Genomic DNA, 14,499 nt, shown 5'->3' with positions numbered 1-14,499 from the left:
GCCGGGCTACGCGCCGCCGCCGGCCCCGCCCGGGTACGGGCCCGCGGCGCAGCCGTACCCGCCGCAGCCGTACCCGCCGCAGCCTCCCGGCCAGTACCCGCCGCCCGGCGGCCACCCGCCCCACCGCGGCTAGTTCGCGGCGTTCTCGCCGGGGACCACCACGCCCGACTCGTAGGCGAGCATCACCGCCTGGGCGCGGTCGCGCAGGCCGAGCTTGGTGAAGACGCGCGCCACGTGCGTTTTCACCGTGTGCTCGCTGACGACGAGGCGCTCGGCGATCTCCCCGTTGGACAGGCCGCCCGCGATCAGCACCAGCACCTCGGTCTCCCGCGCGGTCAGCGTCGCCAGCTCGGCCGGGGCCTGCGGCCGGTTGCGGCGCTGCCGGGTGAACTCGCGGATGAGCCGCCCGGTCACCTGCGGCGCCAGCAGCGAGTCGCCGCGGGCCACCACCCGGACGGCGGAGACCAGCTCGTCGGCGGTCGCGTCCTTCAGCAGGAAGCCGCTGGCGCCGACGGCGAGCGCGTCGTAGACGTACTCGTCCACGTCGAACGTCGTGAGGACCAGCACCCGGACGTTCTCGGCGCCGGGGAGGGCGAGGATGCGGCGGGTCGCCTCGATGCCGTCCATGCCGGGCATCCGGATGTCCATGACGACGACGTCGGGGCGGCTGCGCTCGGCGATCCGGACCGCCTCGCGGCCGTCGCCGGCCTCGCCGATGACGGTGATGTCGTCCTGCGCGTCGAGCAGGGCGGCGAACCCGGCCCGCACGATCGTCTGGTCGTCGACGATCAGCACCTTGATCACGGCCGCCGCCCCGGGTGCCGGAGTGCGGCGGGATCAGGGACGGCCGGGCGGCGCCTGCGAAGCGTGTCCACTGGTGGCATTCCCCTCCCTGGTCAGCGGAAGCTCGGCCTCCACCAGGAACCCGCCCTCGGCGGCCGGCCCGGCGGAGAACCGTCCGCCCAGCATGGTCGCACGTTCCCGCATCCCGACGAGCCCGTGCCCGCCGCCGGTCTCCGGCGCCTGCACCCTGGTGCGCCCGTCCGCGCCCCCATCCTGGAGGGTCGGGCCCGCGGGATCCAGTACCGCGGTACGGGGGGCGGGGTCCGGCCGGTTCAGCACCCGGGTCGGCGCGGACGCGCCGTCGTCGCGGACGCGGACCGCCAGCCGGTCCGGCAGGAACATCAGGTCGACGTGCACGCCGGCGCCGGGCGCGTGCCGCCGCGCGTTCGTCAGCGCCTCCTGCACGATCCGGTACGCCGACAGCTCGACCGTCGTGGACAGCGCGCGCGGCTCGCCGTGGACGGCGAGGTCCACGCGCCCGCCCGCGCCGCGGTGCTGCTCGATCAGGTCGGGCAGCCGGTCGAGGCGCGGCTGCGGGGAGTTCGCCGCGTCCGGCTCGGGCTTGGCGTCGGCGCGCAGCACGCTGAGCAGCCGCCGCATCTCCACCAGCGCCTCCCGGGCCGTCTTGGCGATCTCGGTGTAGCCGGCGCGGGCCTCGGGCGACAGGTTCTCCATGGTGTACGGGGCCGTCTCCGCCTGCACGGCGATCATCGAGACGGAGTGCGCGACGACGTCGTGCAGCTCGCGGGCGATGCGGGCGCGCTCCCGCATGACGGCCTGCTCCCGCTGGACGGCGGTGAGCCGGGTCAGGGTCTCGTTGGTGCGCTCGGCGGCCGCCGCCTCCGTCCGCCCGGCGGACTCGACCACGCGCCGCGCGTCCCCGAGCCCGATGGCGGCGAGGACGGCGACGATCGGCGCGGGCCACGGGATCTCGTCCAGCGTGCCGGCGGCGAGGTACACGACCGCGATGGTGGCGACGCTGCCGATCGCGAGGACGCCGGTGGACTGGCGGGGCAGCTGCCGGCCCAGCGCGTACAGCGTGTAGAGCGCGGCGAAGCTGGTGGTGACGAGGAGCAGCTGCCCGGTGAGCAGGCTCGCCGCGACCGCGCTGAGCACGACGGCCGCGACCGGGCGCAGGTTCTCCCGCCGCCAGACGAGCGGGAGCGTCGCGGCGACCGCGAAGCCGCCGGCGAGGCTGACCGGCGAGTCGACGCGCGGCACCAGCTCGGCGAGCGCGGCGATGGTGAGCGCGAGCCCGGTCAGCGGCGCGAAGTACCAGGAGCCGACGACCTCCCGCCAGGTGTCCAGCCAGCGGGGCAGCGGCGCCGTCGCCCCCGCCGGGGCGCCCGGGGCCGGGTGCCGCCGCGCGCCGCCGGTCAGCCGCGCGCCGAGCCGCGCCGCGAGGGGGCGCAGCAGGGTGCCGATCCCGGTGAGGATCCACAGCAGCAGCTGCCCGACGCCCGCCACGATCCGGCCGGACAGCCGCCACGCGTGGTGCGCGACGGCTGGTCCGAACCCCGCGGGGTCGGGCTTCGGCCCCTCCGCGGGGCGTGGAGGGCCGGCCCCCCAAGCGGAATCGGTGCGGGCCTTGTCATCGGAGGTCACTCCTCAATAGTGACCGCTGGGGGCGTGCCGCTGCCTCACCGCCCGGATGTATAGGGAGGAGGCGGATCCACCTGGAGTACCACGCGCGTTCCCTCCTTGAGGGGGACGTCCCGGAGCGGCTCGCGAACGTAGTGTCTTACCCGTGACCGCGCCGGTGGCGGTCGCCGACGTAGGGGGTTCGGCGACGCCGCCGCGGTCACACCAGAACCGCCCGGTTTCAGGGGTCCGGGCGGGGACGCATGGGAAGCACCTCGCCGGACGGCCGCGCTCCGCTCCCGCGGATGCGACAGCCGGTTTCGCCTGGGCTGGGGTTCGGCCGGCATCGCGGCGGCCGCCCGGCGAGGGGTCCCGTGCGCTCCGGAGGCCGGGACGGCGCCGTCAGGACGACGCCGGAGCCTCCGGGGCCGACTCCGCGGCGGTGGCGCCCGCGTCGCGGGACGCCTCGTCCAGCGCCGGCTCCAGGTAGATCAGCTTCGCCGCCGGGACGTCCGCGCGGATCTTCGCCTCCGCCGCGTCGATGCCGCGGGCGACCTCCGCGGCCGTGTCGTCGTGGTGCACGGCGATCTTCGCGGCGATCAGCAGCTCGTCCGGGCCGAGGTACTCGGTCCGCATGTGGATGAGGCGCTCGACCTCCTCCACCGACTCCAGCGCGGCGACGATGCGCCGCTCGGTGTCGGCGTCCGCGCCCTCGCCGATCAGCAGGCTCTTGGTCTCGATCGCCAGGATCGTCGCGACCGCGCCGAGCAGGAGGCCGATCGCGACGGTGCCGACGCCGTCCCAGACGCCGTCGCCGGTGGCCACGGCCATGGAGACGCCGAACAGCGCGAAGAGCAGGCCGATGAGGGCGGCGAAATCCTCCAGGAGGACGACCGGCAGCTCGGGGGCCTTGGCGCGGCGGATGAACGCCCACCACGACTGGTCGCCGCGGACGGTGTTCGACTCCATGATCGCGGTGCGGAACGAGAACGACTCCATCGCGATCGCGACGAGCAGCACCGCGAACGCCCAGATCGGGGACTCGACCTCCTCCGGGTGGGAGATCTTGTGGTAGCCCTCGTACAGCGAGAACGCCGCGCCGACGGTGAACAGGACCACCGCGACGACGAACGCGTAGAAGTAGCGTTCCCGGCCGTAGCCGAACGGGTGCTGCGGGGTGCGGCTCCGCTCGGACCGCTTCCGGCCGAGCAGCAGCAGCCCCTGGTTCCCCGAGTCCGCGACCGAGTGGATCGACTCCGCCAGCATCGACGACGAACCGGTGAACGCGAACGCGACGAACTTCGACACCGCGATCCCGAGGTTGGCGGCCAGCGCGGCGACGATGGCCTTTGTTCCACCCTCAGCACTCATCTAGGTAATCCTCGCTTTGAGCTCTTCCATGGCAGGCACGGGCGCGGGGTCCACTCCCAGCGCGATAGCCAAGTAAACCGTGACATAGTCCGCCAACGCGATGAGCGACGCGATCCTCTCCAGCGGATGCTCGCCCTCGGCGCGGACCTCGGTGACCGGGACGCCCCGGTCGCGGGCCAGCGCGGTGGACGCCTCGCACCGCGCGCGCACCCGCGGATGCTCCTCCACGTCCCGCAGGACGACGAGGTGCAGCCCGTGCTCGGGGTCGTCCGCCCGGTCGCGGAAGAAGTAGTCGTCGTCGGCGGGTGCGGGGGCCGCCCCCCACGATGACGCGCCGGGGCCGGACGCGGGGCCGCCGCGCGCGAACGAGCCGTCGAACACCGCCAGCTGGCCGTGGTCCGCCTCGGGCACCTCGCCGAAGACCGCGGGGTACTTGGCGTTCTCGCCGAGCTGCCCGCACATCCGGTACGCCGCCGTCGCCGCCACGGCGGACGAGCCCCAGACGAGCGGCACGTCGCCGGCCACGTCGAGCGCGATGCGCTTGGCCGGGTTGACGAACGGCTCGCTGGACGGGCGGCACCGGTGCGCGACGTCCTCCAGCAGCGCCGCCGTGGACTCCAGCACCGCGTCGGAGGCGTCCACGAGCCGCAGGGTGCGCGCCGCGATGACCAGCGGGACCGCCAGCGCCCACAGCGCCGAACGGGGCTGCCCCGCCGGGCGCACGGGCACGAGCACCCCGCGGCTGCGGGCGGTCAGGTCGGCGAGCGGCGACCCCTCCGCGCCGACGAACATCAGCCTGCAGCCGCGCCGGGCCGCCTCCACGGCGACTTCCAGCGTCTCCTCGGTGCTCCCCGAGGAGGACACGGCGATGACGAGATCGGCCGCGCCCACCCAGCCGGGCAGCCGGTAGCCGCGCACCGTGAGCACCGGGACCGCGCAGCCCGCGCCGCACACCGCCGCGAGCACGTCGCCCGCGACGCCCGCGGCGCCCATCCCGGCGACGACGACCGCGCGCGGCCGGCCGTCCTCGGCCAGCGCCGCGACGCCCGCCTCGGCCGCCGCGCGCTGCGCCTCCCGCACCTGCGCCGCCGACGAGGCGACCTGCCGCAGCATCCCGCCCGGGTCGGCCGCCTCCGCCGCCTCGGCGTCCTCCAGCCGCGCGGGATCGAACTCTCCGTTCACGGCCTCGCCTCCGCCCGGCGGCCCGCGGCGCCGTTCCGGCGCCGCCGTCCCTCGTCTCCCCGCTCCTCGGTGCGGCCGGCGCCGCGCCCCGGACGGGTCACGGGGCGGGGGTCCTGGCCTCGTCGATGAGCAGGACGGGGATGTCGTCGCGGACCGGATAGGCGTAGCCGCAGGTGCCGGTGCACACCAGCTCGTCCGCGCTCTCGTCGGCGCGGAGCCCGCCGCCGCAGTTCGGGCAGGCGAGGATCTCCAGCAGCCAGGAGTCCAGCTTCATGGTCATGGCAGCGTCACTTCTCCCTACAGTCGGTGTTCCCCGGCCCGGTCAGCTCTCCCTGATCAACGCCAGGACCTCGTCGCGGACCGCCGCCATGGTCGCCTCGTCGCCTGCCTCCGCGTTCAGGCGGAGCAGCGGCTCGGTGTTGGACGGGCGGAGGTTGAACCACCAGCCCGCGGACTCGGCGGTGACGGTCAGGCCGTCCAGCTCGTCCGTCTCGACGCCGGGGCGGCCGGCGAAGGCGTCCTTGACCTTCGCGGCGGCGGCGGCCTGGTCGGCGACCTCGCTGTTGATCTCGCCGGACGCGACGTACCGGGTGTACTCGCCGAGCAGCTCCGACAGCGGCCCCTCCTGCCGCCCGAGGGCGGCGAGGACGTGCAGCGCCGCGAGCATGCCGGAGTCGGCGAACCAGAAGTCGCGGAAGTAGAAGTGCGCCGAGTGCTCGCCGCCGAACACCGCGCCCGTCTCCGCCATCGTCTGCTTGATGAACGAGTGCCCGACGCGGGTGCGGACCGGCGTCCCGCCGTGCTCGGCGATGATCTCCGGGACGGCCTTGGACGTGATCAGGTTGTGCACGATCGAGGAGCCCGGGTGCTTGGCCAGCTCCCGCGTCGCGACCAGCGCGGTGATCGCGGAGGGGGCGACGATCTCGCCGCGCTCGTCCACCACGAAGCAGCGGTCGGCGTCGCCGTCGAACGCGAGCCCGATGTCGGCGCCGGTCTCGCGGACCTTCGCCTGCAGGTCGCGCAGGTTCTCCGGCTCGATCGGGTTGGCCTCGTGGTTGGGGAACGTGCCGTCCAGCTCGAAGTACATCGGCACCAGGTCGATCGGCAGGCCCTCGAACACCGTCGGGACGGTGTGCCCGCCCATGCCGTTGCCCGCGTCCACGACGACCTTCAGCGGGCGGATCGACGACAGGTCGACCAGCGTCTTCAGGTGCTCGGCGTAGCCCTTGAGGACGTCGCGGCGGGACACGGCGCCGGGCTTCCCGTCGTGGGCGGGCACGCCCTTCTCGATCATCTCGCGGATCTCGCCGAGGCCGGTGTCGCGGCCGACCGGGCGGGCGCCGGCGCGGCACAGTTTCAGCCCGTTGTACCTGGCCGGGTTGTGGCTGGCGGTGAACATGGCGCCGGGCAGATCGAGGCTGCCGCTGGCGTAGTACAGCATGTCGGTGGAGCCCAGCCCGGCCTCGATCACGTCCGCGCCCTGGGACGTGGCGCCGCGCGCGAACGCCTCGGACAGCGGCCCGGACGACTCCCGCATGTCGTGCGCGGTGACGACGGCGCTCGCGCCCGTCACCCGCACGAACGCCGCCCCGGCCGCCTCGGCGATCGCGGGGTCGAGCTCGTCCGGGACGACGCCGCGGATGTCGTACGCCTTGAAGATCTTGCCGAGGTCGCCCACTCCTGCTCCCTGTCCGAAGAACCTGCCCGGATGTGCCAAGAGACCCTGTGCCCCGGGAAACCGGGTTCACGAGCCTACCGGGAAGGGCGGACGCGACCGGCCCCGGCGTCGCGGCGGCGGGGGCGGGCTATTCCTGGCCGGGCTGGGTGGCGGCGGGTTCGGAGCGCAGCACCCGCAGGTGGCCGCGGCGGCCGACCTCGGTGCCCTGCCCGACCGGCTCGCCGCCCGGCCCGGGGGCGGGCTTGGCGGCCTCCCGGACGGCGTCGGCGAGGGCCTCCAGGTCGTCGGCGCTGGGCTCGGTCTCCTCCTCGACGGGGAGCCGCACCAGTTCCCACCCCATCGGGGCGGTGAGCCGCTCGGAGTGCTCCGCGCACAGGTCGTAGCAGTGCGGCTCCGCGTACGCGGCGAGCGGCCCCAGGACCGCGGTGGAGTCGCGGTAGACGTACGTGAGCGTGAACACTGCGGGCGCCTTGCAGGCGGTGCGGGAGCAGGTGCGGACGGGGCTCACGATGGCTGACCGTACCTCCCCTCCAGCGGCTCCGCCACCACCCCGGCGCACGTGTCGCCGTTACCGGGCGATTTCCGGGGTAACAATCACAATCCGTATGGTCCTGAACTCTAACCGTGCGGTCATCGACGGATGCGGGTACTGGCGTCTCCTCGCGGGCGGCGGGGTCCGCGGAGGTAGGCTGGACGCGTGCGATCCCGTGTGGCAGGCGTACGGCGCCGCGACCGGCACGGTCGTGGCCTCCGTGGCCCTCTGACGCCCCCGCAGGCGCCGGTCTCGCGGACCCGCGCGGAGCGGTTCGAGGACCTCGTCGACGACGAGGTGCGGCGGCTGGTCCAGCGCTGGGGGCGGGAACTCGCCCGCGTGGAGTTCGCGGTCGAAGACGTGCCCGACGTCGAGCCGTGGTCCGACGGGCCCGTCCCGCTCGGCCGGACGCTCCCCGCCGAAGGGGGCGCGCCGGTGCGCATCGTGGTGTACCGCCGGCCCGTCGAGGTCCGCGCCTCCGGCGAGGCGGAGCAGGTGCGCCTGGTCCGCGACCTGCTGGTCGAGGAGGTCGCCGACCTCCTGGGCCTGTCCCCCGAGTCCGTCGACCCCAGCTACGACTCCCCGGACGACTAGAGCCCCCGGCGGCCAGGGCGTCCGGCGGCTAGGGGGTCAGGGCGGTCTGGGAGTCGGCGGTGTCCGGGAGGCGGATCGTCATCGGGGCCGGGACGATCGGCAGCACCGTGAACAGGTAGTCCTCGCCCTTGCCCGTGGCGAGCACGCGGGACGCGTAGACGGGCGCCGACCCCGGCCGCGGGGTGATCACGGCGCCGTAGGACGCGTCGTCCCCGCCGGGCGGCTTGAGCTCGGCCTCGACGGTCCGCCCCGCCGGGACCTCGACATCCTGCGGTGCGCTCTTCCCGGCGGCGCTCACGGTGACGACCCGCACGGTCGCGGCGCCCGACGGCGCGGTGAGGATCAGCGACGAGTCGAACCGGTTGTCGGCGACCACGCCGGGGCCGGACGCGGCGAGCGGCGCGGTGGCCGCGCCGTAGGCCACGTCGGCGCCGCGGTCGGCGGCGAAGCCCGCGAGGATGGGCCGGTCGGCGGCCAGCCGGACGGCGGCGGCCTTCCCCGACAGCGCGCCGGTGAGCGGGACGGACGTGACGGTCTTCGCGGGCGCGTCCAGGACGTCCTGCCCCTGCGGGGCGAACGCGCCGCCCGAGGTGATCACCTGGATCCTGATGCGGGCGTCGGCCTCGCCGGGGACGGAGACCAGCAGCCGCCGCTGCCCGGCGCCGCCCGGCACGCCGGGGACGAGCACGGACCTCGCGGGCTCGCGCGCCTGCGGCAGCCACTCGATGCCCTTCTTCTTCCCGGCCCGGACGCGCAGCGACGCGGCGACGCGGCCGCTGGTGGTGCGCACGCGCAGGGCGAGGTCCGCGGCGCTCCGCACGACGTCGCCGAGGCCCTCCGCGGAGTCGCCGATCTTCACGACCCGGGTGGTGCGCGGCGCGACCTGGATGGCGAGCCCGTCGGGGGTGTCGAGCGGCCCCTCGCCGGACAGCGCGGTGAGGTCCACCGACGCGGTCTGCGAATCGACGTTCGTCAAGTACAGGTCCAGCCGGTCGGTGGAGACCGGCCCCGGGCTGAGGAACCACAGGTCGGTGCCGGGTTTCGCGCAGCGGGCGCCGGCGAGGCCGCGGTCGGGGCCGCTGCCCCAGTGGGTGGTCTGCTCGGCCTCCAGCCCGGCGGCGATGGGGCCGGTGGCGCGGACGGTGTACGACTCTTCGCCCGACTCGGTGTCCTTGTCCCAGCCCTGACCGGGCGACGTCATCGACGCGACCGCGGCGCCGCCCTTCGTCGTCGTCGTGTCCACGCGGCCGCCGCCCTTCTGGGTGAGGGACTGCACGGCCAGCCGCCCGCCCTCGTGCCCCGGGCAGACCATCACGGCGTGCTCGACGGCCGCCTCGCGTCCCTTCTCGGACGCCTCACCGGGCCGGGTGAACGTCGCGGCCCCGTACAGAGCGGCGACCGCGACGAGCATGAGCGCGGCCGTGGCGTAGCGCATGCCGAGGAAGCGCAGGAGCTTGTCCACGGGTCAGGACACCTCCTCGGGGCTCGGCTCCCTCACCGGTTCCGGGGGCGGCTCATGCCCGGCGCGGGCATGGCTCGCGCGGCGCCTTCCGCGCCGTCCGCCCCGGCGGCCGCGGCGGCGCCGCTCCCGGTCGCCGGTGAACACCAGGTTCTCGGCCTGGGCGCCGGGCAGGGCCAGGACGACCACGAGCAGGACGGCGACGCCCTGGATGACGATCCACGTGTGCCGCATGGTCATCGACCGCGTCAGCTTGAACTCGCCTCCGGCGGCGGGGATGTCGTAGCCCTGCGCCCACCCGTCGATCGTGCGCGTCTTGAGCTCGCGGCCGTTCAGCGTGGCCTTCCACCCGTCGCCCGCCGGCTCGGCCAGGAGCAGGGTTCGCCGGCCCGTGCCCGGTGGGATCTGCACGCGCGCATTGATCCGCCCGGCCGGCAGCGGTGTGACCGTGGAGCCCTGGAGAAGCATCATCCGGGCGGACGTCGCCTGGAGCCGCCACACGGCGAACGTCCCCGTGCGGCTGAGCCGGGTCAGCTCCGGCGCGGCGTCCAAGACCTTGGTGATGGGGTCCTTCTTGGGATGCGGCACAAGGAGGTATTGGACGCCCATGCGGGTCAGCGCGGGACCGTCGTCGCCTTCGCGTCCCGCGGCCAGGCCGGCGACGAGGTCGTCCATGCGTTTCTCGGCCTCGCCGCCCACCGGGACCTCTGATTCGCCCAGCCTCGGCCGGTCGTCCCTGAGGATCGTGTAGGAGATGCGTCCCGTGGGCTCTCCGTGCAGGACGAGGGTCCTCGGCCCGCCCGGCGCGCGGAGGAACAGGGGCACGGTGTCGGGGTCGACCCGGCCCAGCGGCCCGCCCGCGCCGCCCGCCACCCAGAACCCGGCGCACAGCAGCGGCGCGGTCAGCGCGGCGAGCAGCACCGCGGCGCCGCCCGCCCGGTAGACGACGTGCTTGCTCGCGATGACCTCGGTGGCGCGCTGGACGGCGGCGGTCGCGGCGAGCAGCACCCCCGCCCCGGCGACGATCAGCGCGACACCGGGCCACACCGGCGCCGCGTCCGCGCCCTTGGTGACGGTGGCGGCGCTGGTCAGCACGGCGACGAGCAGGCCGAACACCGCGAGCAGCCAGCCCGTCAGCACGCTCCCCCGGCGGCTGCGCAGCGGCAGCGCCAGCACGGCCGCCGCGAGCAGGCCCGCGAGCGCCCACCGCGCGGGCGCGCCCGGCCCGCCCGGGTCGAGCGCCAGCAGGTCGGCGGCGGACGCCGGCTCGAACCGCCGGTGCAGGCCCGCCTCGGTGAGCAGGCGGGACGGGTGCAGCAGGAGCCCGGCGCTCCACGGGAGCATCAGCAGCGGCGGCACGGCCAGCGCGATCGCCACGTTGCGGCGCCCGTGCCGGTCGCCCGGCCGGTCGAGCAGCGCCCACACCATCCCGGCCGTCAGCACGGCGATCAGCCAGACCAGCGGGACGAACGCGGTCGCCGCGGCCAGCAGCAGCGCGACCGTCCACGCGGCCCGTCCCGCGCGCTTGCGCCGCGTCGCCGCGTCGAACCGGGCGGCCTCGCCGCGCGGGAACCCGTAGACGCGGGCGGCGTACACGCCGATCAGCGGGAGCAGGACGAGGACGACGGCGGTGCCGAGCCGCCCGCCCGCGATCGCGCCGGTCGCGGCGGGCAGCAGCGCGTACGCCGCGGCGAACCAGGCGCGGACCGCGGCGACCGGGACGCGCCGGCCGGCCGCGCGGGCGCGGCGCCCGGTCAGCGGCGGCTCGGTGATCAGCAGCCGGGCCGCCCGGTAGGCGGTCAGGCCCGCGAGCGGCACGCTGCCCAGCAGCAGGACCGACACCGCCAGCCACGGCTTGCCGAACAGGACCGCCGACAGCACCGCGAGCACGCCGACATAGGGCGGGCTGCCCGCGTCGGTGCCGAGCCCGACCGGATGCCAGCCGGACACGTACTGCTCCCAGAGGTCGCCCGCCCCGCCCCACGCCGGGACGAGCGCGCCGCCGCCCAGCCGTCCCGCCGCGGTCAGCAGGGAACGCTCCGCGGCGACCGCGACGGCGGTCAGCGCGAGGACCAGCAGGACGCCGGGGCGGGCGAGGAACCGGCGGACCGGGCCCGGCTCGTCCGCCGTGATGTCCTCCTCCTCCCGCTCGTGCTCGTGGGCGGCGAGGTACTCCGACATCGCCTCGACGGCGCGGCGCAGCACCAGCCAGCGCGGCTGGAAGCGCCGGATGCTGCGGTGCGCGCGGGCCCGGCCGTCCGCGCGGGCCGCCCGCGCCCGCCGCAGCCGGCCCGGGTCGCGCAGCACGTCGGCGAGCGCGCGCAGCTCCTCCCGCGCCGCGCCCGGCCGCTTCGTCACCACCAGGTAGAGGGCGTGCACCAGCGACGCCCACACGTTGCGGGCCGCCGCCCGCAGCATCGCGGGGAACGGCTGGTTGGCCAGCAGCGTGAACAGCGCGTTGCGGCGGTCGCGGCGGGCCGGATGCTCCGCCGTCATCCCGATCTCGCGGACCCCGCGCCGGGACGCCTCCGCGTGGTACACGACCGCGTCCGTCGCCGTCACGACCCGCTGCCCGGCCGCGTGCACCCGCCAGCAGAAGTCCAGGTCGTCGCGGAAGATGCCGTACTCGACGTCGAAGCCGCCGATCCGCTCCCACACGTCCCGGCGCACCAGCATCCCGGCGCTGCCGACGGCCAGGACGTCGCGGACCCCGTCGTGCTGGCCCTGGTCGAACTCGTCCTGGTCGAGGCCGCGTTCGCGGCGCCCGGCCGCGTCGACGGTGACGCCCACCTCGCGCAGGATCCGCCGGTCGTCCCAGTCGCGGACCTTCGGGCCGAGCACCGCGATGTTCGGGTCCGCCTCGGCCGTCCGCAGCAGCTGCGCGAGCGCGTCGTGCGCGGGCGCCGAGTCGTCGTGCAGCAGCCACACCCACTCGGTGCGGGACGTGCCGGGATCGTCGTCGGGGACGGGCGCGGACGCGGCGTCCTGCCGCAGCGCCTCCGCGATCGCCTCCCCGTAGCCCGTCGTGCGCGGCAGCGTCAGGACCGTGCCCTCGCCGGCGACCTCCGCGAGCACCGCCGGCCCGCGGTCGCGGCTGCCGGTGTCCACGATCACGAGGCGCTGCGCGGGCCGCGCCTGCGTGAGCAGCGCCTTCAGCGTCTCCGGAAGCCATCGCGCACCGTCGTGCACGACGAGGACCGCCGTGACGACGTGGCGATCGAGAGTGGGGGCCAAGGATCGCTCGATCTGTGGGACGACAGGGTCGTGGCGGAAAAATACAGCAGCCGCGCCGGCACCGGGCCGGCACGGCTGCTTACTGTACGCGCGGCCGCGCGGGGCACGCTCCGGATCCACCGAGATCCGGGCGCGCGGCCGGAACGTCTCACCGTCCTGCTAGACGGCCTGGCGCTTCAGCTTGCGCCGCTCCCGCTCGGAGAGACCCCCCCAGATGCCGAAGCGTTCGTCGTGCTGCAGCGCGTACTCCAGGCACTCCGTACGCACCTCGCATGCCCGGCACACCTTCTTGGCCTCCCGAGTCGAGCCGCCCTTCTCCGGAAAGAACGCCTCAGGGTCGGTCTGCGCGCACAGGGCGCGCTCCTGCCAGCCCATCTCTTCGCCGTCTGTGCCGTGCGCCAGCGGGATGACCACCTCGCTCACAGCGCACCTCCCTGCCCGTGGAACCCCCTGGTCAATGCCATCCCTCCGGTTCCTTCCCCCGAGAAGGCATTGAAACTACACGGACGAAATTACACGCGTGCAGCGACTGCCCCGTCAAGCCGGAAGGCATTCCCGGGCGACAAAACGGGTTATGCCAGGACGACCTTTAGGTGAAGATCGGTTAATCGGGCGGTCAGCGACCGGAGCCGATCACTGCGGCGGCGGAGGACGGTTGTCCCGGTACCAGTCGCCGCCGCCCTCCTGCGGCGGAGCCGGCTGCGTGCCCTGCGGCCCCTGGTCCTGACCGGACCCGCCGTAGGCGCGCGTCCACTCGCCCATCTCCTCCTGGTCGGCGGACGGCTGCTGCCCCTCCTGCTGGCCCTGCTGACCGGCCTGCTGACCGGCCTGGTAGCCGCCGCTCTGCGCGCCGTACTGCTGCTGGTAGTCCTGCTGCCCGTACTGCTGCGGCTGCTGGTACTGCTGGCCGTACTGCTGCTGCCCCTCCGCACCCGGCTGCTGACCGTACTGCTGGTACTGCCCGTACTGCTGCTGCTCGAAGCCCTGCTGGCCGTACTGCTGCCCGTACTGCTGCTGGCCCGGCTGACCCTGCTGGTACCCGAAATCCGGGTACCCCTGCTGCATCTGCTGCTGCGGCTGCGGACGCGGCGGCTGCATCCCCTGGAACACGGTGAAGACGAACCACCCGCCCGCACCGACGACGGCCAGCTTCCCGGCCCCCTCAAGGAACGCCGACAACTTCGTCAGCGCCGAGACGTACTCCGAATCGGCGAGCATCCCGCACAACCACGCGATCACCCCGAACAGCGCGATGCCGCCGAGGACCCCGAGCGCCCCCATCGTGATCGTCCGGGCCTGCGGCGTCGGCGCGTCCCCCCACGTCACCAGCAGCACCGCGAGGACCAGCACCCCCACCAGCACGATCTGCAGGAACGTCCCGCCCTGCGTCTCGCCCAGCGCCCGCCCGGTGAACGAGCCGCCCCCGCCCAGCAGCGAGATCAGGCCCGCGAGCAAGTGCAGTCCCGCCGCGGCGAGCAGTACCCAGGCGACCGGTTCGCGCAGGCGCTGGACGGCTTCCTTGTTCACGGTGAATTCTCCAGACTGAGGCAATCCATTACACGCCAAAGCTTTGCACAGTCTCGTCCGGGGGGGCGACCCCCCGTGCCCTGCTCCCCCGGGGGGCGACCCCCCGAACCCCCCGTCAGCGAGCCGGTCGATCCTCACGCCACGGTGCGGGTGTGTTGTGACCGTGCGGGTTTGCGACGTGGCGCTGCGGTCGCCCGGCTCGCCGGGCATGCCCCCTCCGGGCGCAGAGCGCCCTCCGCGTGCCTGCCCGTGGTGGTCGCTTCGGTCGGTGCTTTGGCTCGGGTCTGGTCCAAGAGGGTTTGAATTGTGCTCGTCCAAGAGGCTGCTGTGTTGGGGCAAGGGGCGACCCCTGGAAGCCCCGTCGGCGGCGCAGGGCATGCCCGCGGTGGGCGCTCGGTCGGTGCTTTGGCTCGGGTCTGGTCCAAGAGCGTGTGAATCGTACTCATCCGAGAGGCGCTCGTCGTTGTGCGGGTGCAAGAGGGGGTCGATCGTTGGGTG

The 14,499-nt window shown here is 74.7% G+C and carries 12 protein-coding genes; 1 reads left to right on the top strand and 11 read right to left on the bottom strand.

Features of this window, described 5'->3' with window-relative positions; all coding sequences use genetic code 11:
* Nucleotides 1–129: 129 nt before the first annotated feature.
* From ACIWVC_RS18225 to ACIWVC_RS18195, 7 genes are all read right to left on the bottom strand, one after another.
* Entirely contained in the window at nt 130–804 is a 675-nt protein-coding gene (locus tag ACIWVC_RS18225; RefSeq protein WP_396448063.1) for a response regulator, read from the bottom strand.
* Between the two features lie 33 nt (nt 805–837).
* Nucleotides 838–2,448 (bottom strand): sensor histidine kinase, encoded by a 1,611-nt coding sequence (locus ACIWVC_RS18220; protein WP_396448062.1) that lies wholly within the window; start codon nt 2,446–2,448, stop codon nt 838–840.
* Nucleotides 2,449–2,826: 378 nt separating this feature from the next.
* Nucleotides 2,827–3,795 carry a cation diffusion facilitator family transporter gene (locus ACIWVC_RS18215; protein WP_396454354.1) on the bottom strand — a complete coding sequence of 323 codons (969 nt, stop codon included), beginning with the start codon at nt 3,793–3,795 and terminating at the stop codon, nt 2,827–2,829.
* A complete protein-coding gene (locus ACIWVC_RS18210) occupies nt 3,796–4,977 on the bottom strand; it encodes an SIS domain-containing protein (protein WP_396448060.1) in 1,182 nt (393 codons plus the stop codon).
* A gap of 97 nt (nt 4,978–5,074) precedes the next feature.
* Complete coding sequence (locus ACIWVC_RS18205; RefSeq protein ID WP_396448059.1) at nt 5,075–5,257, bottom strand: Trm112 family protein; 183 nt, start codon at nt 5,255–5,257, stop codon at nt 5,075–5,077.
* Nucleotides 5,258–5,299: 42 nt separating this feature from the next.
* Nucleotides 5,300–6,655 carry a phosphomannomutase/phosphoglucomutase gene (locus tag ACIWVC_RS18200; protein ID WP_396448058.1) on the bottom strand — a complete coding sequence of 452 codons (1,356 nt, stop codon included), beginning with the start codon at nt 6,653–6,655 and terminating at the stop codon, nt 5,300–5,302.
* A gap of 127 nt (nt 6,656–6,782) precedes the next feature.
* Nucleotides 6,783–7,163, bottom strand: coding sequence for a DUF3499 domain-containing protein (locus ACIWVC_RS18195; RefSeq protein WP_396448057.1), 381 nt, complete (start codon nt 7,161–7,163; stop codon nt 6,783–6,785).
* Between the two features lie 189 nt (nt 7,164–7,352).
* Between ACIWVC_RS18195 and ACIWVC_RS18190 the strand changes: the two genes are divergently transcribed.
* Complete coding sequence (locus tag ACIWVC_RS18190) at nt 7,353–7,781, top strand: metallopeptidase family protein (protein ID WP_396448056.1); 429 nt, start codon at nt 7,353–7,355, stop codon at nt 7,779–7,781.
* 28 nt (nt 7,782–7,809) lie between these two features.
* Here the strand turns inward: ACIWVC_RS18190 and ACIWVC_RS18185 are convergent, their stop codons facing one another.
* From ACIWVC_RS18185 to ACIWVC_RS18170, 4 genes are all read right to left on the bottom strand, one after another.
* Nucleotides 7,810–9,243, bottom strand: coding sequence for a DUF5719 family protein (locus ACIWVC_RS18185; RefSeq protein WP_396448055.1), 1,434 nt, complete (start codon nt 9,241–9,243; stop codon nt 7,810–7,812).
* Nucleotides 9,244–9,246: 3 nt separating this feature from the next.
* Nucleotides 9,247–12,474: a glycosyltransferase gene (locus tag ACIWVC_RS18180; protein WP_396448054.1), complete on the bottom strand. Its 3,228-nt coding sequence runs from the start codon at nt 12,472–12,474 to the stop codon at nt 9,247–9,249.
* Between the two features lie 159 nt (nt 12,475–12,633).
* The gene (locus ACIWVC_RS18175) at nt 12,634–12,849 is read right to left on the bottom strand and encodes a WhiB family transcriptional regulator (protein WP_171064042.1); all 216 of its coding nucleotides are present in this window, start codon (nt 12,847–12,849) and stop codon (nt 12,634–12,636) included.
* A gap of 258 nt (nt 12,850–13,107) precedes the next feature.
* Complete coding sequence (locus ACIWVC_RS18170) at nt 13,108–14,001, bottom strand: hypothetical protein (protein WP_396454353.1); 894 nt, start codon at nt 13,999–14,001, stop codon at nt 13,108–13,110.
* Nucleotides 14,002–14,499 lie beyond the last annotated feature (498 nt).

It is taken from the genome of Actinomadura sp., assembly GCF_044508335.1.
Taxonomy (GTDB): Bacteria; Actinomycetota; Actinomycetes; order Streptosporangiales; family Streptosporangiaceae; genus Spirillospora.
Note: the sequence above shows the minus strand (reverse complement) of the source record. Positions and strands in the feature narration are given on the sequence as shown.

Excerpts from the sequence above, each read along its gene's own strand:
- ACIWVC_RS18215 (WP_396454354.1), bottom strand. The coding sequence starts at position 3,795 with ATGAGTGCTGAGGGTGGAACAAAGGCCATCGTCGCCGCGCTGGCCGCC.
- ACIWVC_RS18175 (WP_171064042.1), bottom strand. The coding sequence starts at position 12,849 with ATGGGCTGGCAGGAGCGCGCCCTGTGCGCGCAGACCGACCCTGAGGCG.
- ACIWVC_RS18205 (WP_396448059.1), bottom strand. The coding sequence starts at position 5,257 with ATGACCATGAAGCTGGACTCCTGGCTGCTGGAGATCCTCGCCTGCCCG.